Source organism: Streptomyces sp. KPB2 (assembly GCF_003950055.1).
Taxonomy (GTDB): Bacteria; Actinomycetota; Actinomycetes; order Streptomycetales; family Streptomycetaceae; genus Streptomyces; species Streptomyces salinarius.
On record NZ_CP034353.1, the window covers coordinates 5,688,420 to 5,711,713 of the forward strand.

Genomic DNA, 23,294 nt, shown 5'->3' on the forward strand with positions numbered 1-23,294 from the left:
AAACCCGCTCCTGTTCTTCGTCCCTGTCCCCACGGGCGGTCGTGGCCGTCCTCAAGAGAGAGTGTGAGAGTGCTCGTACTCGTCGCTCCCGGCCAGGGCGCCCAGACGCCCGGCTTCCTGACTGACTGGCTCGCCCTTCCCGGTGCCGCTGACCGCGTCGCCGCGTGGTCGGACGCCATCGGACTCGATCTCGCCCACTTCGGCACCAAGGCCGACGCGGACGAGATCCGTGACACGTCCGTCGCCCAGCCGCTGCTGGTCGCCGCCGGAATCCTCTCCGCCGCGGCACTCGGTGACATTTCCGAGATCGGGCCCGGCGTGGTCGCGGGCCACAGCGTCGGCGAGATCACCGCCGCCGCCTTCGCGGGCGTCCTCGACGACACCGCCGCGCTGACCCTCGTACGCCGCCGGGGCCTGGCCATGGCCGAGGCCGCCGCCGTCACCGAGACGGGCATGTCGGCGCTGCTCGGGGGCGATCCCGAGGTGAGCGTCGCGCACCTGGAGCGGCTCGGCCTGACCCCGGCGAACGTGAACGGCGCCGGTCAGATCGTGGCCGCCGGCACCATGGAGCAGCTGGCCGCGCTGAACGAGGACAAGCCCGAGGGCGTCCGCAAGGTCGTCCCGCTGAAGGTGGCCGGCGCGTTCCACACGCACCACATGGCGCCCGCGGTGGACAAGCTCGCCGAGGCCGCGAAGACGCTGACGCCGGCCGACCCGAAGGTGACGTACGTCTCCAACAAGGACGGACAGCCGGTCGCCTCCGGCGCCGAGGTGCTGGAGCGACTGGTCGGCCAGGTGGCCAACCCGGTCCGCTGGGACCGGTGCATGGAGACGTTCAAGGAACTCGGCGTCACCGCGCTGATCGAGGTGTGCCCGGGCGGCACGCTGACCGGGCTGGCCAAGCGGGCGCTGCCCGGCGTGAAGACGCTGGCCCTCAAGTCCCCCGCCGACCTCGACGCGGCCCGTGAGCTCGTCGCCGAGCACGCACAGGCCTGACAAGGAGCGCGAGAGCATGTCGAAGATCAAGCCCAGCAAGGGCGCCCCGTACGCGCGCATCCTCGGCGTCGGCGGATACCGCCCGACCCGGGTGGTGCCGAACGAGGTGATCCTCGAGACGATCGACTCGTCCGACGAGTGGATCCGCTCGCGCTCCGGCATCGAGACCCGGCACTGGGCCGGCCCCGAGGAGACCGTCGCCGCGATGTCCGTGGAGGCGTCCGGCAAGGCGCTCGCGGACGCCGGGATCGACGCGTCCCGGATCGGCGCCGTGGTCGTCTCGACCGTGTCGCACTTCGCCCAGACCCCGGCCATCGCCACCGAGATCGCCGACCGGCTCGGCACCGACAAGGCCGCGGCCTTCGACATCTCGGCGGGCTGCGCGGGCTTCGGCTACGGGCTGACGCTGGCCAAGGGCATGGTCGTCGAGGGCTCGGCCGAGTACGTGCTGGTCATCGGCGTGGAGCGGCTGTCCGACCTGACCGACCTGGAGGACCGGGCGACGGCCTTCCTGTTCGGCGACGGCGCCGGCGCGGTCGTGGTCGGCCCGTCGCAGGAGCCGGCGATCGGCCCGACCGTCTGGGGTTCGGAGGGCGACAAGGCCGAAACGATCAAGCAGACGGTCTCCTGGGACCGTTTCCGGATCGGCGACGTCTCCGAGCTGCCCCTGGACCGCGAGGGCAACGTCAAGTTCCCCGCGATCACGCAGGAGGGCCAGGCGGTCTTCCGCTGGGCCGTCTTCGAGATGGCGAAGGTCGCGCAGCAGGCGCTGGACGCGGCCGGGATCAGCCCGGACGACCTGGACGTCTTCATCCCGCACCAGGCCAACGTGCGGATCATCGACTCGATGGTGAAGACCCTGAAGCTGCCGGAGCACGTCACGGTCGCCCGTGACATCCGCACCACCGGCAACACCTCGGCCGCCTCGATTCCGCTCGCGATGGAGCGGCTTCTGGCGACGGGTGACGCGAAGAGCGGCGACACGGCGCTCGTCATCGGCTTCGGGGCGGGTCTCGTCTACGCCGCGACGGTCGTTACCCTCCCCTAGGCACTCCGTGCCGGATCACGCGGTCCGGAACGGAGAGCAGCAACACCCGCCGCGACGCGGCGGGCCGCCACACCCTCTGGACAACAACGAAGGAGCGCCACCATGGCCGCCACTCAGAAAGAGATCGTCGACGGTCTCGCGGAGATCGTGAACGAGATCGCCGGCATCCCGGTTGAGGACGTCCAGCTGGACAAGTCCTTCACCGACGACCTGGACGTCGACTCCCTGTCCATGGTCGAGGTCGTCGTCGCCGCCGAAGAGCGCTTCGACGTCAAGATCCCGGACGAGGACGTCAAGAACCTGAAGACCGTCGGCGACGCGACGCAGTACATCCTCGACCACCAGGGCTGATCCGCCGATACTCGGGCATACCCCGGGTATAGGGCAGATCCGGGCCGACTGCCCCGCCACCCGGCGGTGGCGCCGTACGAATCCGTATCCCGTTGGAGAAAGAATTCCCGTGAGCTCGACCAATCGCACCGTGGTCGTCACCGGTATCGGCGCAACCACACCGCTGGGTGGCGACGCAGCCTCGACCTGGGAGGGCCTGGTCGCCGGCAAGTCCGGCGTCAAGCCCCTGGAGCAGGAGTGGGCCGCCGACCAGGCGGTCCGCATCGCCGCGCCCGTCGCCGTGGACCCCTCCGAGGTCATCCCGCGGCCGCAGGCCCGCCGCCTGGACCGCTCGGCGCAGTTCGCGCTGATCGCGGCGCAGGAGGCCTGGAAGGACGCCGGGTACTCCGGCAAGGCGGGCGAGGGCGCCGCCGAGGACGGGGCGGCCCACGTCGACCCCGACCGGCTGGGCGCGGTCATCGCCTCCGGCATCGGCGGTGTGACCACGCTGCTCGACCAGTACGACGTGCTGAAGGAGAAGGGCGTCCGCCGCGTCTCCCCGCACACCGTCCCCATGCTCATGCCGAACGGCCCCTCGGCCAACGTGGGCCTGGCCGTGGGCGCCCGTGCGGGCGTGCACACGCCGGTCTCCGCCTGCGCGTCGGGCGCCGAGGCCATCGGCTACGCCATCGAGATGATCCGCACCGGCCGCGCCGACGTCGTCGTCGCGGGTGGCACGGAGGCGGCGATCCACCCGCTGCCGATCGCCGCGTTCGGCAACATGATGGCGATGTCCAAGAACAACGACGACCCGCAGGGTGCCTCGCGCCCCTTCGACACGGCGCGCGACGGCTTCGTCCTCGGCGAGGGCGCCGGCGTCCTGGTCCTGGAGTCCGCCGAGCACGCCGCCGCGCGCGGCGCCCGGGTCTACGCGGAGGCGGTCGGTCAGGGCATCTCCGCCGACAGCCACGACATCGTGCAGCCGGAGCCGGAGGGCCGCGGCATCTCCGCCGCCCTGCAGAACCTGCTGGAGCGCACCGACCTGAACCCGGCCGAGATCGTGCACGTCAACGCGCACGCCACCTCGACGCCGGCCGGTGACATCGCCGAGCTGAAGGCGCTGCGCAAGGTCCTCGGCGACGACGTCGACCACATGGCGGTCTCCGGCACCAAGTCGATGACCGGTCACCTCCTCGGTGGCGCGGGCGGCGTGGAGTCCGTGGCGACCGTGCTCGCCCTGTACCACCGGGTGGCGCCGCCGACCATCAACGTCGAGAACATCGACCCGGAGGCCGAGGCCAACGCGGACATCGTCCGCGGCGAGGCCCGCAAGCTGCCGGTCGAGGGCCGGATCGCCGCGCTGAACGACTCGTTCGGCTTCGGCGGCCACAACGTGGTGCTCGCGTTCCGGACGGTCTGAGCGACGTACCCGAGCGCATGAGGAAGGCCCCCACCGGTCGGTGGGGGCCTTCCTCACGTGTGAACGGCGGGCGGGGTCACACCACCTGGTGCAGCCAGCGGACCGGGGCGCCCTCGCCGGCGTGGCGGAAGGGTTCCAGCTCGTCGTCCCAGGGCTTGCCGAGGAGCTTGGCGACGTCCGACTCGAGGTCGGTCTCGCCGCGCTGGGAGCGGACCAGGGCGGCGCGCAGCCGGTCCTCGGGGATCATGATGTCGCCGTGGATGCCGGTGACCGCGTGGAAGATGCCGAGGTCGGGAGTGCAGCTGTAGCGCTCGCCCTCGACGCCCGCGGAGGGTTCCGCCGTGACCTCGAAGCGCAGCAGCTGCCAGCCGCGCAACGCGGAGGCGAGCTTGGAGGCGATGCCGGCCTGCCCCTGCCAGGAGAACTCCGAGCGCCAGGTGCCGGGCGCGGCGGGCTGCCGGATCCAGTCCAGGCCGACGCGGGTGCCGAGCACCCCGGCGATGGCCCACTCGACGTGCGGGCAGAGCGCGCGCGGCGCGGAGTGCACGTACAGGACTCCACGTGTCGTCACCGGAACCTCCGGGCTGAGCGGGACATCTCGGAACGGGTGGAACGGCCGTGACCGGGCGGGTCACGTTCATGGCGAGGCTACCGTGCGACGGGGCAAGGAGTGTGACGTACCGTCGGTCCCGCCGCCGACAAAACGCCGTCATTCACCCGGCAGGACGCTTGTACGGGTTTGAATCCTCCCCTCCCCTGAGGGGAAGGGGATTCCTGACTCAGGCTGCCTCCTGCGAGCGGCGCTCCAGGAGGTCTTGTGCCATCGGCGCCAGCCGGGTTGAGACCAGCCCGGGCGAGCATGACGCGTGCGGAGTTCTTGTCCCGTGGGGCTGTGGTTCCGCAGGCGGTGCAAGTGTGGGTGCGTTCACCCAGCGGCAGTGCGTGCTTGGCTCTCGCTCCGCACTGCGCGCAGTCCATCGTGGTGTACGCGGGGTGGACCAGGCGGATGTCCCGCCCGTGCTTGCGGCCCATCTCGATCAGGGCGGCCTTGGTGGCGCCGATGGCGGCGTCCGCGGCCTTGCGGGCCATGTTTGTCCTGGCCAGGAACTTCGGCCGGAAGTCCTCCACCGCGACGGCGTCATGGTCGCGGACGACCTTCTTGGCCCACTTGCGGCCGGTGTCCGCACGCTGCCGGGCGACCTTCTTGTGCGCCTTCGCCCGCAGCCGCTTCGCTGCCCGGTAGCCCCTCGATCCGACCGCCCCCTTCTTCGGCCTACGGCGGGCCATCATCCGGTCGTACCGGGTGAGTTTCCCCTTTGCCTTCCCGCCGTGCGAGGGGTGCAGCAGGTCGTGCGCGTCGGACGTCGTGGTCGCAGTCTCCTTCACACCCCAGTCGACGCCGAGGACGCGACCGGTCGCGGGCAGGGGCTGGACCTGGGCGGGGACGACGAAGGAGCAGTACCAGTGCCCGAGGCTGTCCTGGTACACGCGTACCGAGGACGGTTCGGCCGGCAACTCCCTCGACCACACCACCGACAGGATGATCCCGCCCGCCAGATGCAGCCGGCCCTCCTTCAGCCGGAACCCACGCCGCGTGTAGTTCAGGGTCGCTGGCGACTCACGCCGGGTCTTCCACGTCGGCATCCCGGCCCGGCGCGCCACAGGCAGACGCTCGGCCATGTCCTTGTGCGCCTTGGCGCGGGAGCGTCCGAAGTCGCGGATGATCTGCTGCTGGGGAACCGACGAGCCCTCCCGCAGCCACGGCGTACGGGAACGGGCCCCGGTCAGCATCCTGTCCAGCTGCGCCGGGCCGCACGTGGCCTTCTCGCCGGTCGCCCTGTTGCGCAGATGCACCGCCCTGGACTTGGCGACGCACTCGTTCCACACCCAACGGCACCGGCCCCACTCCGCCCCCAGCAGGGCGCGAGCCGCGGACGACACCCGCAACCGGTACGTGTACCGGGCATGACCGACCTTCTCACCCGCCCCCACCTGCGCCATCTCGCCCCCTTCACGCCCTGTGGCCAGGACCCCGTGCCGTCCCGAACCCTGCGAAGGATCATACGTACGATAGCCGCACACATACCCGACTTTCCCGCAATCGCCGCCCCGACCAGCGACAGCAGGTACACGTGTTCGCTTCTTCATGGGTCATGCTGGTAGCGATACAGGCGCTCCGCACCCGTATCCGGGCTCCGGCGACGTTCCGCATCGCCGTACTCGGATGCGATTCCTCCCCGGCGTGAACGCCGGAGCCTCTTCGCAAGAATTTGGTGAACGACGTGATGGACGTACGCCGCGCCGACGAGCGCTATCCGGGCGGTGATCCGGCCGCCGGGATCACCTCCCGCCACGCCTTCTCCTTCGGCCCCCACTACGACCCCGACAACCTCCGCTTCGGGGCCCTGCTGGCCTGCAACGAGGAGCGTCTCGCCCCCGGCGCCGGCTTCGACGAGCATCCACACAGCCACACCGAGATCGTCACCTGGGTCGTGGAGGGCGAGCTGACCCACCGCGACAGCACCGGCCACGAGACGGTGGTCCGCGCCGGTGACGTGCAACGCCTCAGCTCCGCGGGCGGCGTCCGCCACGTCGAGCGCAACGACGCCGCCGTCCCCCTCACCTTCGTCCAGATGTGGCTGGCCCCGCTGGACCCCGGCGGCGACCCCGCCTACGAGATCGTCCGAGGCATCGCCGACTCCACCCCGTACGCCGTCCCGGAGGCCGCCGCGATGCTCCACGTACGCCGCCTGTCCCCGGGGGAGCGGACGGCGGTGCCGGACGGGGCGTACGTGTACGCGCACGTGGTGCGGGGCGAGGTGACGCTGGGCGGGGAGAGGCTGGGCGCGGGGGACTCGGCGCGGATCACGGCAGCGGAGGGCTCGGACGCTGTGGCGGGGGCGCAGGGCGCTGAGTTGCTGGCGTGGGAGATGACGGCCCGCTGATGCGGCAGGCCTCGTCGAAGCCGGCGCAACCCGGCTTCGACGAGGCTCACGGCTCACACCTGGATGGATCAGCCCTGCCGCTCCTTTACAAGGACTGCGGTTCCGTGAGTGAAGCGGTCTGCCTCTTCGACTTGGAATCCCGCCGAGACGAGGATTCCGAGAAGGGCGCTCTGCATGTGGTCGTGAACATTTTTGTGGTGGACGACAACTCGGGGTGGGTTCGTGAAGTCGATTCCCTTCTCGAACAATTGGAGGGCGGCGTCTCTGAGTTCTTTGGCGGAGTTCCAATCGACGTACACGCCGCCGTCCTCGAAGGTGTCGACATGTACATCCGCGCCAGGTCTGTCGTGCGGTCCGGCTTCAAGGCCCCCTCGGTGTACGGGGAGCCCGGCCCGTTCCAGTTCCCGGCACACTTCATCGGCCAGCCCTTCGCGCTCGGCGATGACTTCAGGTGAGGCCTTCGGAGGCAGATCGAAGTCGTACTTGGTCATGATTTCCTCGCTCCTCCAGGTGCTGGTCCGTCAGGGATCGTGCTGCGCGCCCGCCGCCGGCCTGGCTGATGTACTTCGCCAGTAGTTGTTTCGCCGCGCTTGCGAAAGCGGTCTCGTAAGGAACCGACCAAGTGACCGGGGTGCCTGCCTTGAGAGCGCCAAGCAGTTCATTGGCGCAGTCCTTGCAGGGCTGTCGTTCCGTGTACAGGGCGGTGATGTCCTTGGGGTCGAACCCCTTTGCTGTCAGTTTGTCCAGAATTTCAGTTTCGGAGTGTCCGGCAAATTTGCTGTTTCCGACTACGAGGTCACCGGTCTTGGGGTCGTTCCATCCGGGTACCTTCGCCACCGCGACGTTGTGAGAAGCCCCGTAGTACCCGGAGTCCTGCCTGAAGGCGTACGCCATGTGACTTAGCTCGTCGGAGTTGTAGGCGATCAGTCCTACGGGGCATCCGCCGACGGCTGCGGAAGCCCGCGCCGTCAGTCTCGCACGCGTCCTGGTGCAGGTCTTGACGAATCCGTCGAGTCCCTTGACTCCTATTTGCAGAGCAGCGTCCGCAGGAAGGGCGAGTGTGCGAAGGGCTTTGTAGGCGTCGGCGAAACCAATGCCGGTTCGTGCGGCGGCGTCGAGCGCCTTGACGGCATCTGCGATGGGTCTGATGATCTTGCCCGCGAACAGGCTCGCGACGTCCACGCCCGCCCAGGCGCAGCCGCCCCAGCTGCCGCTCGCGCCGCCCGGAGCGATCTTCTGGGCGCACTTGATCCAGCTGCCGAAGAGGATGTCGACCGGGTCGACGCCCTTCTGGTACTCCGCGATCGTGATGGTGTGGGTGACCTCGGTGGACATCTCCTCGGAGGTGTACTCACCGAGGTAGAGCGTCGCGCCGGAGGGGCACATGTACTGCGACGCGTCCAGGTCCTCCGCCGTGCACAGGTAGAGGTCGAACACCTCCTTGTAGTGGAGCTTCGTGGTCATGGTGCAGTCGCCGTTGTAGAAGAGCTCGTCGATGAAGCCCTCGCAGCCGTCGGACTGCTTCACGACCTCCGGTTCGCCGATCTTCACGATGTGGTCGACCACGTAGAACAGGTCGCCGATGGGAACGCCGGCCTGGTCGACGACCGTTCCCTCGTCGATCTGGTCCGCGTTCGCCTTCGCCTCGGCCTGCTCAGCTGCCTGCTGGGCCGACTCGGCGTACTTCTGGGCGTCCTTGGCGGCCTCCTCCGCCGCTGCGGCCTCAATGGCGGCGTGGTCGGCGGCGTCCCGGGCATCCTTGGCGGCCTGTTCGGCCTCGGTCGCCGCGGTGCGGGCGGCCTCGGCGTCCAGGGCTGCCGTATCGGCGGAGTCGCGGGCGTCCTTCGCGTGGCCCTCGGCCCGGCCGGCCGCGCGGTCGGCCGCTGCCGCGTCCTCGGTGGCCTGGGTGTCGTAGGCGATGGTGCGGCTGAGTGACTGTGCCGCCTGGGTCGCGTACGAGGCTGCTTCTGCCGAGTACCCCAGGGCCTCCTTGGCGGAGTTCCGTGCGTCCGCCGCGTAGCCGAGTGCTTCGGCGGCCAGCGTGTAGGCGGCCTTGGCGTCACCGCTTGCCGCGTTGGCCACGCTCTGCGCCTGGGCGGCCGACTCCTCCGCGTGTTGCGCGTGCGCCTCGGCGACGGCCTTCTGCTGTTCGGCGATCGTCTTCGACGACTGTCCGGTCAGCACGGCGAGTCCGGCGGCCGAGTCGGTGGTGACGTACGGCGAGCCGAGTTGGATGGCGTCGTTCGCGGGCGCCGCAACCTGCGCGGCCGAGTTGCCGGCGTCGACGGCTGCCTGGGCCGTGGTGTACGCGTGACCGGTGGCTTCGTTGGCGCCGGCGAGTGCGGTTGCCGCTTCGCCCTTCGCCGCGTCCGCCTCCTTCTTGGCGTCGGCGGCGTGCTGCTCGGCGTCGTCGGCCAGCTCCACCGCCGTACGGGCCGCCGTCGCCGCGGTCTTCGACGCCTTGATGGCTTCAGCTGCGGCGCTGGTCGCCGTCTTCACGGCTGCGTCCGCCGTCAGCTTGGCGGCCTGGGCGGCGTCGGAATCGGCCCGGGCACGCTTGGCCGCGGCCTCCGCCCGGGTGGCCGCCGCGTCGGCGTCGGCCGCGGCCTTGGTCGCCTTGTCCGCCTCGGAGCGGGCGGCTACGGCCGCCGTCTCGGCGTCGTCGGCCGCGGCATCGGCGTCGTTCGCGGCCTTCCGGGCCTCCTGCGCGTTGTCCTCGGCCGCGGATGCCTGGGCATAGGCCTCCTTGGCGTCGGCCTTGGCACGGGCGGCGTTCGCCTTCTGCTCGGCCTCCCAGGCGTCGTCACGCAGGGCCTTGGCCTTGTCGCGGGCGGCTTCCGCGCCCTTGCGCTTCTCGGTGGCGGTGGTGTCGGCGGTCTCCGCCCGATCCTTGGCGTCCTTGGCCTCGGTCGCGCGCTGCTGCGCCTTGGTCTTGTGCTCGGCTGCCTCGGCCTGCTTCTGCGCCGCGGTCTCCTTCTCCGCCTTGGCGGTGGCCTCCTCCTTTTCCGCGGCGAGCCGCTTGGCGTGGGCGGTGGCCGCGGCGGCCTTAGCGTCGGCTTCGGCGTTCTGCGTCTCGGTGAGTTTGGCCTTGGCAGTGTCGCGGGCGGCCTTGGCGTTGCTCGCCTGGACGGCGGCTGCCTCGGCCGCGGCCTTGGCCTGTTCCTTGGCGGCCCGGGCGGCGGCGGTGCGGAAGGCGGCCTGGGTACCGGCGGCCTGTGTCACTGCTCGTGCGGCGATGGCCGCGCTGTCACCGGCGGAGGCCTTGGTGGCGGCCAACGCCGTTTCGCCGGCCTTGAGCATCGCGTTCAGCGCGGCGGAGGACGCCTTGGTGACCTGGTCCTTCTGCTGGCCGACGAGCAGAGCCCGGCCCCGGGGAGTGCCCGCGCTGTCGGCGATGGCGTACGCGGTGTTCAGGGACTCGTCGGAGTCCGTCACCGCCATGCCCGCGATCTGGGCCTGCTGCCTGATCACCTCAAGCTGTTCAGTGGCCCTGACCCGTGCGCTGAGGACGCCTCTGGACGCCTTCGTGAACTGACCGGATGTCGGGTAGTCGACATCGTCCGTGCCGTTGTGGCCGGACGGCACGATGTCGAACTTCTGCGGGTCGGTGCCGTTGCACCGCCATAGCCACGCATCCTGGCTGTTGGCATAGGTGTGCAGGTCAAGACACTTGCCGCTGCCCGTGTTCCGCAGCTGGGTGGTGCGGTTGGGGGTGAACTCCCACTGTTGTGCGCCGGTCTGATTGCACGTCCACTGCTGGATGACGGTGCCGTCGGCGGTGCCGGAGCTTTTGACGTCGATGCACTTGCCGGAGTTGACGTTCACGAGGGCGTCGCCGTCGATCCGCCACTTCTGGTTGGCGCCGCCGTTGCAGGTGTACATCTGCACCACGGCGCCGTCGGCCTGCGAGTTGCCCGCGACCTCCAGGCACTTGTCGGAAGCGGCGTGGATGTGGACGATCATTGGGCTGTCACCGATCCAGCCCTCCCCACCCGGCGACCAGTAGTCCTGCCAACGGGCCAGGTGGTCCGTGACCCAGGACTGGCCGAGCATTTCTCCGAGCGCCTTCGCGCCCGTCTCCAACGCCTGCGTGGCGTCCCGGTTGGCGTCGATGATCTGGCTGCGCTGAGTGGACTGCGCGGCGATCTCCCGCTGCCACTCCGCCGAGGCCGTGGCCACCACCTTGCCGAGCACCTTGCTCGGGTCGATCGGGTTGCGCCATGCGCAGGCCGCGAACCGCGTCTTGAGGTCCTCGACGGCCAGCCGGAACGGCAGACTGCCGGGCTCGGGGGCGACCCGGGGGAAACCACCAGACGAGAGGAAGAGCCGGGCGTCGTCCGCCCCCATCTCGGTGAGGCCGCCGGTGAGTTCTTCGAATGCCTGCTTCTCGGCGTACGCCTGCTGCCACTCGTTGCTCGGCAGCGACGGGTCGGGATCACCGTACAGCGGGGTTCCGAGCTCCTGCACCGCCTGGACAGTGGCCTCGTCGGCCAGCGGGGTGGGGTCCTTGTAGAAGAGGCTCTCGTCCTTCCAGTACTGCTCCCCGAGCCACTTCGAGTAGCCGACCTGATTGAAGAAGTCGTCTCCGGTGGGTGTTCCTGGCGGCCAGTAGAAATCGGCCTGAGACGTGAAGCCGCCGGGGTACGACAGCCCCTTCAGGGGCTCTTCCCAGGCTGCCTTGCGTGCGTCGAGTGCGCTGTTGTTCTGGCCGAAGGCGCTCTTGTCCTTCTGGAACGCCGTTGCCAGGGGTGTGTCGGTCCAGTACTCGCGATTCGCTGCGAGGCGCAATTCTTCCGGCGTCGCGTCCAGCGCATTCTGCGCCAGGGTGTTCATCTGAGGGCCGCCGAGCCGCAGAGAGTCGGCCATCAGGCACTGATCCCGCCGTAGTTGCTCGGCGGCGTCGGCGTCGAAGCCGTTGTAGCTGTCGGCGACGGCACCTGTGCCGGGCAGTGGGCCGTCGGACGGGGGTTCGGGTCCGATAAGTCCGGCGATCACGGCGCCGATGACCGTCAGCGGTACGAGGGGGACAGAGGTGACACGGAGTCGCCGGCCCAATGTGCCGGGCGGGCCGTCAGAGGGTCTGCGAGGACGTCTGAGACGCACAGGGGCATCCTTCGTCGATGACGGAGACGGACGAAGACGCCCCGGACGAAGGAACGGAAGGCACGACGAAACCCGTCACCACGCCTACGGCTTTCCACGGCCGTCCTGTGACCGCGCACCGGAAGAGGTGGTCTCCGTCCGGCGCGACGGGTCACTGTAGGCATGCGCCATGATCACGTCACAAGATCGCGAGCCTGGTTCGGCTGAAACGCGACTGTGGAGAAGTGGTGGCGATTGAATGCGGGCTCTGTGTGCTACCTGTCTAGATGCTGTCCCGGCAGGTGGAGCCGGCCGATAGGGGTTGAGCTGAAAAATGCCTCCCTGTGTCGTCGGCCGACAGGCGCTGAGCGGGACTACCGCAGGCCGTTGACGAACGCCTGCCAGGCGTGTGCGCCGAGGGTGACGTCCGGACCGGCCGGGTTCTTGAATCACGCAACCGGTCCGCAGGCGACGGACGTTCCGGTGAGGTGCCTCAGCCGCGGGTCTCCGCGAGCACCGCGTCCGTGAAGGGTGGCCACGCCTCGACCGCCCACGGGCCGAAGGCGCGGTCGGTGAGTGCCACGCAGGCCAGGGCCGCGTCCGGGTCGAGCCACAGGAAGGTGCCCGACTGGCCGAAGTGGCCGAAGGTGCGCGGGGAGGAGGTGGAGCCCGTCCAGTGCGGGGACTTGCCGTCGCGGATCTCGAAGCCGAGGCCCCAGTCGTTGGGGTTCTGGTGGCCGTAGCCCGGCAGGACGCCCTTCGTGCCCGGGTACTGGACCGTCATCGCCTCGGCGACCGTCCGGGGGTCCAGCAGGCGCGGCGCCTGCACCTCGGCGGCGAAGCGGAGCAGGTCCTCGACCGTGGACACGCCGTCCTTGGCCGGGGAGCCGTCGAGGGAGGTGTGCGCCATGCCCAGCGGCTCCAGCACCGCCTGCCGCGCGTACTCGGCGAACGGCATGTCCGCCGCCTTCGCGATGTGGTCGCCGAGCTGCTCGAAACCGGCGTTGGAGTACAGCCGGCGCTCCCCGGGCGGGGCGGTCACCCGGTGCTCGTCGAAGGCCAGGCCCGAGGTGTGCGCGAGCAGGTGACGGACCGTCGCCCCGGGGGGCCCGGCGGGCTCCTCCAGCTCGATCGCGCCCTCCTCGTACGCCACGAGGGCCGCGTACGCCGCGAGCGGCTTGGTGACCGACGCGAGCGGGAAGCGGTGCGCGGCCGGGCCGTGGGTGCCGAGGACGGTGCCGTCGGCCCGTACGACGCCCGCCGCTGCGGTGGGGACCGGCCAGTTCTCGATCGACGCGAGGCTGTTCAAGGACATGGCGTCGAGCCTAAGCGGCTCAGAGGTACAGCCGCATCGAGGGGGTCGTGTCGCGCGTGAACCCCAGCGACGCGTACAGCGGCTCGGCGTCGGGGGAGGCCGTCAGCATGACGTGTCCGGCGCCGCGCACGCGGAACCACTCCAGCAACTCGTCCATGCACGCCCGCGCGTATCCGCGACGCCGGGCGTCCGGGTCGGTGGCGACGCTGAAGACGTATCCGATCAGACCGTTCCCCGGGCGCCCCGGCCCACCGATCCGGTACTCCAGCGTTCCCACCACCAGTGCCGCCAGCGCGTCCGGCCGCTCCGGGTGGTCGACCACGAACGCCGCGAAGCTCCCGTCCGGATCGGCCAGCCTCTCCCGCAGGCCGGGCAGCGACCCCGCCTGCCAGTCGGTGGGGGCGTCGGGGGTCACCGAGGCGATCATCACCTGTCGGAGACGGAGCACTTCCTCCGCGTCCTCGGCCACGGCACGGCGTACGAGACTCATGTCCGGCACGGTAGTGAGCGGCGGGCCGTGTGTCCCACCCTTTTCTCACCGGTGGCGCTTGCCTGGAGTGCACTCCAAGGTCATAGCGTTGAGGTCATGACGGTGATGCAGACCACGGCCGAGACGCTCGCGCCGAACGCCACCAGCAACGCCACCAGAACCGACATCTGCTCCGCCCCGCCCCGGCGCCACCCGCGCCCCGACGGGCAGGACCGCTACACGATCAGCGAGGTCGTCGCCTTCACCGGCCTGACGGCCCACACGCTGCGCTGGTACGAGCGGATCGGCCTGATGTCCCACATCGACCGCTCGCACACCGGGCAGCGCCGCTACAGCAACCGCGACCTGGACTGGCTCGACTTCGTCGGCAAACTGCGCCTGACCGGCATGCCGGTCGCCGACATGGTCCGGTACGCGGAGCTGGTGCGCGAGGGCGAGAGCACCTACCTCGACCGGCGGGAACTGCTGGAGTCCACCCGCCGCGACGTGCTCACGCGGATCGCCGAGCTGCAGGACACCCTCGCCGTACTCGACCGGAAGATCAGCTTCTACGGGGACGCCGGACGCACCCGTGAAGGGGAGAGGAACCGATGACCGACAGCAGGATCCCGACGGCACGACTCGGCGCGGGCGGCCCGGAGGTGGGCGTCCAGGGCCTCGGCTGCATGGGCATGAGCTTCGCCTACGGACCGACGGACGCCGACGCCTCGCGGGCGACCCTGGAGCGGGCGCTGGAGCTGGGCGTCACGCTGTACGACACGGCCGACGCCTACGGCGCGGGCGAGAACGAGCGGTTCCTCGCGCCGTTCTTCAGGGCCCACCGCGACGAGGTCGTCGTGGCGACCAAGTTCGCCCTGTCCATCCCGCCGGACGACCCGACCCGGCGGATCATCCGCAACGACGCGCCGTACGTCCGCGAGGCCGTCGAGGCGAGCCTGCGCCGCCTGGACCTCGACGTGATCGACCTCTACTACATGCACCGGCGCGACGTGAACGTGCCGATCGAGGAGACCGTCGGCGTCATGGCCGAGTTGGTGCGCGAGGGCAAGGTCAAGCAGCTCGGGCTGAGCGAGGTGACGGGGGACGAGCTGCGGGCCGCGCAGGCGGTGCATCCGATCGCCGCCGTGCAGTCGGAGTGGTCGCTGTTCAGCCGGGACATCGAGGCGGGCGTCGTGCCGGCCGCCCGCGAACTGGACGTGGCCCTCGTCCCGTACTCCCCGCTCGGCCGGGGCTTTCTGACCGGTTCCTTCACCAACGCCGACCAGGACCTCACCGACGACGACTTCCGCCGTCAGCAGCCCCGCTTCACCGGCGACAACGCGGCGGCCAACGCGGCCCTCCTCGCCCCGGTCCGCACCCTCGCCGAGGCCCACGGCGCCACCCCGGGCCAGATCGCCCTGGCCTGGGTCCACCAGCGCGCCCAGGTCCACGGCCTGCCGGTGATCCCGATCCCGGGCACCCGGAAGCCGACGCGGGTGGAGGAGAACACGGGGGCGACGCGGATCGTCCTGACGGAGGACGAGCTGTCCCTGCTGGAGCCGATCGCGGAGAAGGTCGCGGGCGACCGGTACGCGGACATGACGTTCACGTCTGCCGGGCGGGAGTAGAGACACTCAGGGGCGCGGGGAACCGCGCGACCAGCCACGGACAACCCGCACCCGAAGACGAAACGGAACCCGGCAGACGCTAAAGCTCCGCCAGCAACTCCGCCTTCTTCGAGGAGAACTCCTCGTCCGTCACCAGCCCCTGCTGGTGCAGCTCGCCCAGGTGCCGTATCCGCTCGGCGATGTCCGCCGGGTCACGTCGGGGCGCCGGCACCGGAACCGGCACCGGGGTGCTCGCGCTCCGCTCCCGCACCGCCGCCAGCACCGCCGCCGCGAACGGCAGTGACTCGTGCACGGGGCCGTACCCGAGCCCGAACACGACCGCCGCGGGGTCCTGGTCGGCCTGGGGGACGGCAGGGGCGGCCGACGGGTCGGCGTCGCGCGGGAGCAGCCGCAGGTACCCCTCGAACATCTCGGGGGAGCGCCACTCCACCCCGCCCAGGCCGGCGACCGGGAAGCTCTGGTCGCCGGCCTTCCACTTCGCCGAGGACGCGCCCGTCCAGGACCAGCGGAAGGACACCGCCTCCCCGTCGAAGGACGCCTTCCCGTCGTACGCCTTGAAGTGCAGGGGCGCCTCGGGCGGGGCCACCAGATAGCGCTCGGTCTTGCCGGACTCGGTCAGCAGCGCCGCCAGCTCGTCGGCGTAGTACTCCGCGAGCGTCGCCCGTTCGGCGGGCAGCACCAGCCGGTAGGGATCGCCGCCCTCCTTCAGCTGTCCGGCCGCCGCCTCGATCAGCGGATCGGCGCCCGCGCGCGGTTCGACGCGCAGCACGACGCTGCCGCGCCTGCCGGGCGTGAGCGTCACGCCCTCGATCGCCTCCAGGGGCACGCGGCGTTCCCCCAGGGCCTGGAAGAGCTTGGGTGTTCGAATCCCCCGTTCGTAACGGATGAGCACGGAGTCGGACTCGAACTCCCAGGCGGCATGAAATCCAGCCAGTACGTCACCCATGCGGCTCATCGTATGCGGCACGAGCCCCTCCGTCCCCTCCCCGTGCAAACCGGAGTTTCTGCGCCTCTACGCGCGTCCGGCCGCCGTCGCCACGGACAAATCCGCCCGGCATGTGTCGTCCTCGCCGGCGCAGGCGACCGTGCGGTATGCGCCAACGCCGATCCCCGCGAAGTTCCGCAGGCTGTCCGTGCCGGGGACGAAGTAGCCGCTGTGCCCCCGGGCGTCCCGCGCGGACAGCACCCGGGCCCCGAAGGCCGCGGAGACCGGGTCGGCGCCGTGCCCGAGGCCGCCGACCTCCAGGTACGGCACGTCCTGGATCCAGTCGTCGGCGTCCCGCATCGCCCACACACGGGCGGAGGTGTCGAGGCGGGACGCGTTCTCGGCGCGCATGCCGGGGCTGCCGGCCACCGCTATGTCGGTCACCCGGCCGGGCAGCGTGTCGGCGGCCAGGCCGCACACCACCGAGCCGTAGCTGTGGCAGAAGAGGGAGACGGGGGCCCTGCCGGGCAGCGCCCGCAGCAGCGCGTTCAGCCGTACGGCCCCGTGCTCGGCCCGGTTCGCCGTGGCCGCCTCCATGCCGAGGCCGCTGGGGGAGGTGTAGTCGGCCCAGGCGATCACGGCCGTGCCGGTGCCGGGGCTGGCCGCGCGCTCGGCCGCGTACAGCGACTTGGCCATGCCGACGGGCGCCGAGTACTTCTTGCGGTCGGTGCGCTGGAAGGTGAGCAGTTCGGTGTCCACACCGGGCACGACGACGGACACGCGGTCGGCGCGGTTCAGGTTGCCGAAGACCTCGGCGACCCTGCCCGAGCCCGCCGGGTCGAAGGCGAGGATGTGCCGGCCGGGGTCGAGCAGCGACTCGTAGTTGTGCATCCGCCGGGCCGCCTCGCGCTGCCCGGTCCGGGACAGTCGCTTGTCGTGCATGCGCGCGCGCTCCACCGACCGGGCCTGCCGCAGCGCGGAGCGGTTGGCGACGTAGCGCAGCTGGACGGGGGCGCCGTTCATGTTGCCGACGGCCAGGGGATACCGGTGGGCCAGGCTCGTGCGCTGCCATGCGGTGAGCGAGGCGAAGAAGCGGGCCAGCCGGGCGGGCGTCGCCTGGGCGTCGGGCAGTCGCCGTCCGTCGATCCGGCCGTGCTCCCAGGCCGAGACCGACGCTTCGAGGGCCGTGGGGCCCCGCTGGTCGCGCAGGGCGGTCCAGCCGGTGGTCGCCAGCATCACGAACACCACGGCCAGGGCGAGCAGGACGCGCCAGACGTTGAGCTGCGGGGAGGTGTCGAAGGAAGTCACTGGGAGGACACACTAGGAGAACGGGCCGGTCTCGCGTGAATCCAGTGACACGGATCACGTTTCGGCGCGGCGCCAGTTCCCGGCGAGTGCGGGTGTCACCTGGTCGAGGTAAGCGGCCGTCAGGTCCCGCAGGGCCGCGAGGCCGGCGTCGTCGCGCGCCGACCAGATCCGCTCGGTGACCCGCATCACGGCGCCGAAGACGGCCACGACCACCCGGGGGCGCGGGTCCCGGTCGATGTCCAGGCCCTCGCGGCCGGCGATGACGCGGGCGATCTCCTCCTCGAGCTCCGTCGCGCGGCGCAGATGGGCGGCGAGCAGCGCGGGCGTGGACTCGATCACCCGGTAGAAGCGCATGTGCAGTTCGAGCGGGACGAGTTGCTCGACGGCCTCGCCGATGGTGTTCCAGCTCTCCGCGAGGGCCAGCCGCAGCGCGTCCAGGGGCGCCTCCTCGGGCGGACGTGCGTGCACGGCGTCGACGAAGCGGGACTCCGCGAGGCGGGACACGAAGAACGCCGCGTCCTCCTTGGAGGCGAAGTAGCGGAAGAAGGTGCGCTGGGAGACGTCGGCGGCCTCGGCGATGTCGTCGACGGTCGTCTCCTCGTAACCGTGCTCGGTGAACAGTTCGAGGGCGGAGCGCAGCAGCAGGTCCCGGGTGCGCTGCTTCTTGAGTTCGCGCAGGCCGGGGCGGGAGGCCGCGGGTGCGGTCTCCGGCGGCGCCGATGTGCCGGCCACCTTCAAAAGTCGTCTCCTTCGTACGGTTTCCCCAGTTCAGGCTATACGGGGGAAGTCCTGTCAGTTACTGACTCGTGAATTGGTTTGTCAACTGTCAGCGGCTGTCATTAGCCTCGGCGGTATGACTAGTCAGACCACGCTCGGCAAGCCGGGGCCGGGTGACGGAGCACCGACGGATTCAGCGCCCGCCAAGGGATGGCGCGGCCATCCGTGGGTCACCCTCGTCACCGTCGCGGTCGGGGTCATGATGGTGGCCCTGGACGGCACCATCGTGGCGATCGCCAACCCGGCCATCCAGGACGACCTGGACGCCAGCCTCGCGGACGTCCAGTGGATCACCAACGCCTACTTCCTCGCCCTCGCGGTCGCCCTGATCACCGCGGGCAAGCTCGGTGACCGCTTCGGCCACCGGCAGACCTTCCTCATCGGCGTGGCGGGCTTCGCGGCCTCCTCCGGCGCCATCGGGCTGTCCGGCAGCATCGCCGCCGTCATCGTCTTCCGTGTCTTCCAGGGCCTGTTCGGCGCGCTGCTGATGCCGGCCGCGCTCGGCCTGCTGCGGGCCACCTTCCCGGCCGAGAAGCTCAACATGGCCATCGGCATCTGGGGCATGGTCATCGGCGCCTCCACCGCGGGCGGTCCGATCCTCGGCGGCGTGCTGGTCGAGCACGTCAACTGGCAGTCCGTGTTCTTCATCAACGTGCCGGTGGGCATCGTCGCCGTCGTGCTCGGCGTCATGATCCTGCTGGACCACCGGGCCGAGAACGCGCCGCGCTCCTTCGACGTCGTGGGCATCGTGCTGCTGTCGGCCTCGATGTTCGCCCTGGTCTGGGCGCTGATCAAGGCTCCCGAGTGGGGCTGGGGCTCCGGTCAGACGTGGGTGTACATCGGCGGGGCGGTGGTGGGCTTCGTCCTGTTCTCCGTCTGGGAGACCAAGGTCAAGGAGCCGCTGATCCCGCTGGCGATGTTCCGCTCGGTGCCGCTGTCGGCCGGTGTGGTCCTCATGGTCCTGATGGCCATCGCCTTCATGGGCGGCCTGTTCTTCGTCACCTTCTACCTGCAGAACGTCCACGGCATGAGCCCGGTCGACGCCGGTCTGCACCTGCTGCCGCTCACCGGCATGATGATCGTCGCCTCGCCGCTGGCCGGCGCGATGATCACCAAGGTCGGCCCGCGCATCCCGCTGGCCGGCGGCATGGTGTGCACCGCGGTCGCCATGTTCGGCATCTCGACGCTGGAGACGGACACCGGCAGCGGCCTCATGTCGCTCTGGTTCGCCCTGCTGGGCCTCGGCCTCGCGCCCGTCATGGTCGGCGCCACCGAGGTCATCGTCGGCAACGCGCCGATGGAGCTCTCGGGCGTGGCCGGCGGTCTCCAGCAGGCGGCGATGCAGATCGGCGGCAGCCTCGGCACGGCCGTGCTGGGTGCCGTGATGGCCTCCAAGGTCGACAACGACCTGGCCGGCAACTGGGCGGACGCGGGGCTTCCCGAGCTGACGCCGGAACAGGCGCACCAGGCCTCCGAGGCGGTCCGGGTCGGTGTCCCGCCGGTGCCCGAGGGCACCCCCGCCGAGGTCGCCGGGAAGATCACGGACGTCGCCCACGACACCTTCATCTCCGGCATGAGCCTCGCCTCGCTCGTCGCCGCCGGGGTCGCGGTCGTGGCCGTGTTCGTCGCCTTCCTCACCAAGCGCGGTGAGAACGCGGAGGCGGGCGCGGGCGTCGGTCACATCTGACCCGCCCTGCGGGTTCTCGCTCCGGCCCTGTCGCCCGGTTCGTCCATCAGGGTGACAGGGTCCGCGAACCCTCCCCTCCGCCGGGCGCCGCAGGTCACAGTGGGTCACGTCCTCCGCAGGGCACGGAGGGCGTGAGGCTGCGGCGCGCTGCCGGAGGGGGGCGGCGCGCAGGCAGCACGTTGGCAGCCGACCCGAATCGCCGTGAAGCACGCATGACAGGCCGCACGGGGGTACCCGAACCTCACGAGAAGTTCAGGGAACGGTCGGTGGCGCCGACGGCGAGCTTCCGACAGGTATCGCGCAGGCACCCCCGCTCACGTGGCCGGACGTGGTCACGATGGGGGTCCCCCCAGGCGTTCAGCACTGGGGGAGGGCCGGAGCGCGCGGCGCTCGCGGGGCCCGACCCGCCACCGTTTTCAGCCGCGACGCGGCATCACCCGTCGCCCGGGTGTTTCACCCCCGCCCGTGACGGGTGGGGGTGAGTCGCGTCGGCCTCCCGCCGCCCTACGCGTCCCCGCCGGCCGCCCCCGGGTCCGCCGCCGTCACGTCGAGGAGCCGGTACCGGTCGATCGCCTGCTTCAGCACCAACCGGTCGACCTTGCCCTCCCGCGCCAGCTCGCTCAGCACGCCCACCACGATCGACTCGGCGTCGATGTGGAAGAAGCGCCGCGCCGCCCCGCGCGTGTCCGCGAAGCCGAACCCGTCCGCGCCCAGCGACTGGTACGTTCCCGGCACCCACCGCGCGATCTGGTCCGGCACCGACCGCATCCAGTCGGACACCGCCACGAACGGCCCCTGCGCACCCGCCAGCTTCCGCGTCACGTACGGCACCTGCTGCTCCTCCTCGGGGTGCAGCAGGTTGTGTTCCTCGCAGGCCACCGCCTCGCGCCGCAGCTCGTTCCAGGACGTCGCCGACCAGACGTCGGCCCGCACGTTCCACTCCTCGGCGAGGATGCGCTGCGCCTCCACGGCCCACGGCACCGCGACGCCGGACGCCATGATCTGCGCCGGGATCGAGCCGCCGGTGCCCTCACTGAAGCGGTAGACGCCCTTGAGGATGCCCTCGACGTCCACGTTCTCCGGCTCGGCCGGGTGCCGGATGGGCTCGTTGTAGACGGTGAGGTAGTAGAAGACGTCCTCGCCGTGCGGATGCTGCTCGTCCCCGCCGTACATCCGGCGCAGGCCGTCCTGGACGATGTGCGCGATCTCGAACCCGAAGGCGGGGTCGTACGCGACGCAGGCCGGGTTGGTGGAGGCGAGCAGCTGCGAGTGCCCGTCCGCGTGCTGGAGGCCCTCGCCGGTCAGGGTCGTACGGCCCGCGGTCGCGCCCAGGACGAAACCACGCGCCAACTGGTCGCCCATCTGCCAGAACTGGTCGCCGGTGCGCTGGAAACCGAACATCGAGTAGAAGACGTAGACCGGGATGAGCGGCTCGCCGTGGGTGGCGTACGCCGAGCCCGCCGCGATCGCCGAGGCCGTGCAGCCCGCCTCGGAGATGCCGTCGTGCAGCATCTGCCCGTTCGGCGCCTCCTTGTAGGCGAGCAGCAGGTCGCGGTCCACGGACTCGTACTGCTGGCCGAGCGGGTTGTAGATCTTCGCGCTCGGGAAGAAGGAGTCCATGCCGAACGTGCGGTACTCGTCCGGTGCGATCAGCACGAACCGCTTGCCGATCTCCTTGTCCCGCATGAGGTCCTTGAGCAGGCGCACAAAGGCCATCGTCGTCGCGATGGACTGCTGGCCCGACCCCTTCTTCACGGTCGCGTACGTCTTGTCGTCCGGTAGCGCGAGCGGCTTCGACCGCACGACCCGGGTCGGCACGTAACCGCCGCAGCCGAGGCGCCGGTCGTGCATGTACTGCATCTCCTCGGTGTCCCGGCCCGGGTGGTAGTACGGCGGCGGGCCGGACTCCAGCTCCTTGTCGGAGATCGGCAGGTGCAGCCGGTCGCGGAAGCGCTTGAGGTCGTCGACCGTCAGCTTCTTCATCTGGTGCGTGGCGTTGCGGCCCTCGAAGTTGGGGCCGAGCGTCCAGCCCTTGATCGTCTTGGCCAGGATGACCGTCGGCTGGCCCTTGTGCTCCAGCGCCGCCTTGTACGCCGCGTAGATCTTGCGGTGGTCGTGTCCGCCGCGGCCCAGGTGCAGGATCTGCTGGTCGGTCATGTTCTCGACCATCGCGCGCAGCCGGTGGTCGTCGCCGAAGAAGTGGTCGCGGATGTAGGCGCCGGACTCGGTGGCGTACGTCTGGAACTGGCCGTCCGGGGTGGTGTTCATGCGGTTGACCAGCACACCGTCGCGGTCCTGGGCCAGCAGCGGGTCCCAGGTGCGGTCCCAGATCAGCTTGATCACGTTCCAGCCGGCGCCCCGGAAGATCGACTCCAGCTCCTGGATGATCTTGCCGTTGCCGCGCACCGGGCCGTCCAGGCGCTGGAGGTTGCAGTTGACCACGAAGGTCAGGTTGTCCAGGCCCTCGCGGGCGGCGATGGACAGCTGGCCCAGCGACTCCGGCTCGTCCATCTCGCCGTCGCCGAGGAACGCCCACACGTGCGACCTGGAGGTGTCCGCGATCCCGCGCGCGTGCATGTAGCGGTTCATCCGCGCCTGGAAGATCGCGCCGATCGGACCGAGGCCCATGGAGACCGTCGGGAACTCCCAGAAGTCCGGCATCGACCGCGGATGCGGGTACGACGACAGCATGTACGGCGCCTTGGACTTCTCCTGGCGGAAGCCGTCCAGGTGCTGCTCGCTCAGCCGGTCCAGCAGGTACGCGCGCGCGTAGATGCCGGGAGAGGCGTGCCCCTGGAAGAAGACCTGGTCGCCGCCGTCGCCCTCGTCCTTGCCCCGGAAGAAGTGGTTGAAGCCCACGTCGTACAGGGAGGCGGAGGAGGCGAAGGTCGCGATGTGGCCGCCGACGCCGATACCGGGCCGCTGCGCGCGCGAGACCATCACCGCCGCGTTCCAGCGGGTGGCGTTGAGGATCTTGCGTTCGATCTCCTCGTTGCCCGGGAAGAACGGCTCGCTCTTGGTCGGGATGGTGTTGACGTAGTCCGTGCTGCGCATCTCGGGCACGGCCACGCGCTTCTCGCGGGCCCGCTCGATCAGCCGCAGCATCAGGTAACGGGCCCGCTCCCGGCCGCGTTCGTCGACTGCGGCGTCGAGGGAGTCGAGCCACTCCTGGGTTTCCTCGGGGTCGAAGTCAGGAACCTGACTCGGAAGGCCGCCAATGATGATCGGGCTGCGATCACTGCGATCGGATGCGGAAGCCACGCTGTTCCTTCGCTGTCGGAGGGCCGTTTTTCCGGGTGACTTCCCGGGTGTCCGTCCCGGGTGCCGTTTCGCGTGCCATTTCGGGTGTCTGCGCCGATTCCCC

Annotated in this window: 18 protein-coding genes; 8 read left to right on the top strand and 10 right to left on the bottom strand. The window is 70.4% G+C overall.

Features of this window, described 5'->3' with window-relative positions; genetic code table 11:
• The first annotated feature begins 69 nt into the window (after positions 1–69).
• The 4 genes from D1J63_RS25530 to D1J63_RS25545 all read left to right on the top strand — a co-directional run bounded on the left by D1J63_RS25530 (position 70) and on the right by D1J63_RS25545 (position 3,794).
• Positions 70–996 (top strand): ACP S-malonyltransferase, encoded by a 927-nt coding sequence (locus tag D1J63_RS25530; protein WP_102930824.1) that lies wholly within the window; start codon positions 70–72, stop codon positions 994–996.
• 16 nt (positions 997–1,012) lie between these two features.
• On the top strand, positions 1,013–2,044 hold the full coding sequence (locus D1J63_RS25535; RefSeq protein ID WP_125631979.1) for a ketoacyl-ACP synthase III: 1,032 nt from the start codon (positions 1,013–1,015) through the stop codon (positions 2,042–2,044).
• Between the two features lie 102 nt (positions 2,045–2,146).
• A complete protein-coding gene (locus tag D1J63_RS25540; protein WP_102930822.1) occupies positions 2,147–2,395 on the top strand; it encodes an acyl carrier protein in 249 nt (82 codons plus the stop codon).
• A 109-nt stretch (positions 2,396–2,504) separates the two neighbouring features.
• Positions 2,505–3,794: a beta-ketoacyl-[acyl-carrier-protein] synthase family protein gene (locus tag D1J63_RS25545; RefSeq protein WP_102930821.1), complete on the top strand. Its 1,290-nt coding sequence runs from the start codon at positions 2,505–2,507 to the stop codon at positions 3,792–3,794.
• A gap of 76 nt (positions 3,795–3,870) precedes the next feature.
• Here D1J63_RS25545 and D1J63_RS25550 read toward each other — a convergent pair whose 3' ends face one another.
• Positions 3,871–4,365: a DUF3145 domain-containing protein gene (locus tag D1J63_RS25550; protein WP_061444967.1), complete on the bottom strand. Its 495-nt coding sequence runs from the start codon at positions 4,363–4,365 to the stop codon at positions 3,871–3,873.
• Positions 4,366–4,442: 77 nt separating this feature from the next.
• A complete protein-coding gene (locus tag D1J63_RS25555) occupies positions 4,443–5,795 on the bottom strand; it encodes a transposase (RefSeq protein WP_241235606.1) in 1,353 nt (450 codons plus the stop codon).
• A 284-nt stretch (positions 5,796–6,079) separates the two neighbouring features.
• Between D1J63_RS25555 and D1J63_RS25560 the strand changes: the two genes are divergently transcribed.
• Positions 6,080–6,739 carry a pirin family protein gene (locus D1J63_RS25560; protein ID WP_125635808.1) on the top strand — a complete coding sequence of 220 codons (660 nt, stop codon included), beginning with the start codon at positions 6,080–6,082 and terminating at the stop codon, positions 6,737–6,739.
• A gap of 68 nt (positions 6,740–6,807) precedes the next feature.
• Here D1J63_RS25560 and D1J63_RS25565 read toward each other — a convergent pair whose 3' ends face one another.
• The 4 genes from D1J63_RS25565 to D1J63_RS25585 form a co-directional block, all read right to left on the bottom strand.
• Positions 6,808–7,230 carry a hypothetical protein gene (locus tag D1J63_RS25565; RefSeq protein WP_125631981.1) on the bottom strand — a complete coding sequence of 141 codons (423 nt, stop codon included), beginning with the start codon at positions 7,228–7,230 and terminating at the stop codon, positions 6,808–6,810.
• Positions 7,187–11,605: an RICIN domain-containing protein gene (locus D1J63_RS25570; protein ID WP_240798750.1), complete on the bottom strand. Its 4,419-nt coding sequence runs from the start codon at positions 11,603–11,605 to the stop codon at positions 7,187–7,189. The genes D1J63_RS25565 and D1J63_RS25570 overlap by 44 nt, the downstream gene beginning before the upstream one ends.
• 709 nt (positions 11,606–12,314) lie before the next feature.
• The gene (locus D1J63_RS25580) at positions 12,315–13,136 is read right to left on the bottom strand and encodes a serine hydrolase domain-containing protein (protein WP_125631985.1); all 822 of its coding nucleotides are present in this window, start codon (positions 13,134–13,136) and stop codon (positions 12,315–12,317) included.
• Positions 13,137–13,155: 19 nt separating this feature from the next.
• Positions 13,156–13,626, bottom strand: coding sequence for a GNAT family N-acetyltransferase (locus D1J63_RS25585; RefSeq protein ID WP_125631987.1), 471 nt, complete (start codon positions 13,624–13,626; stop codon positions 13,156–13,158).
• A gap of 96 nt (positions 13,627–13,722) precedes the next feature.
• On the opposite strand from D1J63_RS25585, the gene D1J63_RS25590 reads away from it, so the two are divergent.
• Positions 13,723–14,220, top strand: a complete 498-nt coding sequence (locus D1J63_RS25590; RefSeq protein ID WP_164712972.1) for a MerR family transcriptional regulator — start codon at positions 13,723–13,725, stop codon at positions 14,218–14,220.
• Positions 14,217–15,233 (top strand): aldo/keto reductase, encoded by a 1,017-nt coding sequence (locus D1J63_RS25595; protein ID WP_125631991.1) that lies wholly within the window; start codon positions 14,217–14,219, stop codon positions 15,231–15,233. Before D1J63_RS25590 ends, D1J63_RS25595 begins: the two co-directional genes overlap by 4 nt.
• A gap of 79 nt (positions 15,234–15,312) precedes the next feature.
• On the opposite strand, the gene D1J63_RS25600 is transcribed toward D1J63_RS25595, so the two are convergent.
• From D1J63_RS25600 to D1J63_RS25610, 3 genes are all read right to left on the bottom strand, one after another.
• Positions 15,313–16,179, bottom strand: coding sequence for a DUF4429 domain-containing protein (locus tag D1J63_RS25600; RefSeq protein ID WP_125631993.1), 867 nt, complete (start codon positions 16,177–16,179; stop codon positions 15,313–15,315).
• Positions 16,180–16,245: 66 nt separating this feature from the next.
• Positions 16,246–17,466, bottom strand: coding sequence for an alpha/beta hydrolase family protein (locus tag D1J63_RS25605; RefSeq protein ID WP_125631995.1), 1,221 nt, complete (start codon positions 17,464–17,466; stop codon positions 16,246–16,248).
• 54 nt (positions 17,467–17,520) lie between these two features.
• On the bottom strand, positions 17,521–18,204 hold the full coding sequence (locus D1J63_RS25610; RefSeq protein ID WP_102930833.1) for a TetR family transcriptional regulator: 684 nt from the start codon (positions 18,202–18,204) through the stop codon (positions 17,521–17,523).
• Between the two features lie 115 nt (positions 18,205–18,319).
• On the opposite strand from D1J63_RS25610, the gene D1J63_RS25615 reads away from it, so the two are divergent.
• Complete coding sequence (locus D1J63_RS25615; protein ID WP_125631998.1) at positions 18,320–19,930, top strand: MFS transporter; 1,611 nt, start codon at positions 18,320–18,322, stop codon at positions 19,928–19,930.
• 504 nt (positions 19,931–20,434) lie between these two features.
• On the opposite strand, the gene aceE is transcribed toward D1J63_RS25615, so the two are convergent.
• Positions 20,435–23,191: a pyruvate dehydrogenase (acetyl-transferring), homodimeric type gene (gene aceE / locus D1J63_RS25625; RefSeq protein WP_125632000.1), complete on the bottom strand. Its 2,757-nt coding sequence runs from the start codon at positions 23,189–23,191 to the stop codon at positions 20,435–20,437.
• Positions 23,192–23,294: the final 103 nt, after the last annotated feature.

What these genes read in the sequence shown, in the direction of transcription:
- D1J63_RS25600 (WP_125631993.1), bottom strand. Translation starts at nt 16,179, where the DNA reads ATGGGTGACGTACTGGCTGGATTTCATGCCGCCTGGGAGTTCGAGTCC.
- D1J63_RS25540 (WP_102930822.1), top strand. Translation starts at nt 2,147, where the DNA reads ATGGCCGCCACTCAGAAAGAGATCGTCGACGGTCTCGCGGAGATCGTG.
- D1J63_RS25560 (WP_125635808.1), top strand. Translation starts at nt 6,080, where the DNA reads ATGGACGTACGCCGCGCCGACGAGCGCTATCCGGGCGGTGATCCGGCC.
- D1J63_RS25570 (WP_240798750.1), bottom strand. Translation starts at nt 11,605, where the DNA reads ATGGCCGACTCTCTGCGGCTCGGCGGCCCTCAGATGAACACCCTGGCG.
- D1J63_RS25555 (WP_241235606.1), bottom strand. Translation starts at nt 5,795, where the DNA reads ATGGCGCAGGTGGGGGCGGGTGAGAAGGTCGGTCATGCCCGGTACACG.
- D1J63_RS25565 (WP_125631981.1), bottom strand. Translation starts at nt 7,230, where the DNA reads ATGACCAAGTACGACTTCGATCTGCCTCCGAAGGCCTCACCTGAAGTC.
- D1J63_RS25595 (WP_125631991.1), top strand. Translation starts at nt 14,217, where the DNA reads ATGACCGACAGCAGGATCCCGACGGCACGACTCGGCGCGGGCGGCCCG.
- D1J63_RS25590 (WP_164712972.1), top strand. Translation starts at nt 13,723, where the DNA reads ATGACGGTGATGCAGACCACGGCCGAGACGCTCGCGCCGAACGCCACC.
- D1J63_RS25580 (WP_125631985.1), bottom strand. Translation starts at nt 13,136, where the DNA reads ATGTCCTTGAACAGCCTCGCGTCGATCGAGAACTGGCCGGTCCCCACC.
- D1J63_RS25615 (WP_125631998.1), top strand. Translation starts at nt 18,320, where the DNA reads ATGACTAGTCAGACCACGCTCGGCAAGCCGGGGCCGGGTGACGGAGCA.
- D1J63_RS25585 (WP_125631987.1), bottom strand. Translation starts at nt 13,626, where the DNA reads ATGAGTCTCGTACGCCGTGCCGTGGCCGAGGACGCGGAGGAAGTGCTC.
- D1J63_RS25535 (WP_125631979.1), top strand. Translation starts at nt 1,013, where the DNA reads ATGTCGAAGATCAAGCCCAGCAAGGGCGCCCCGTACGCGCGCATCCTC.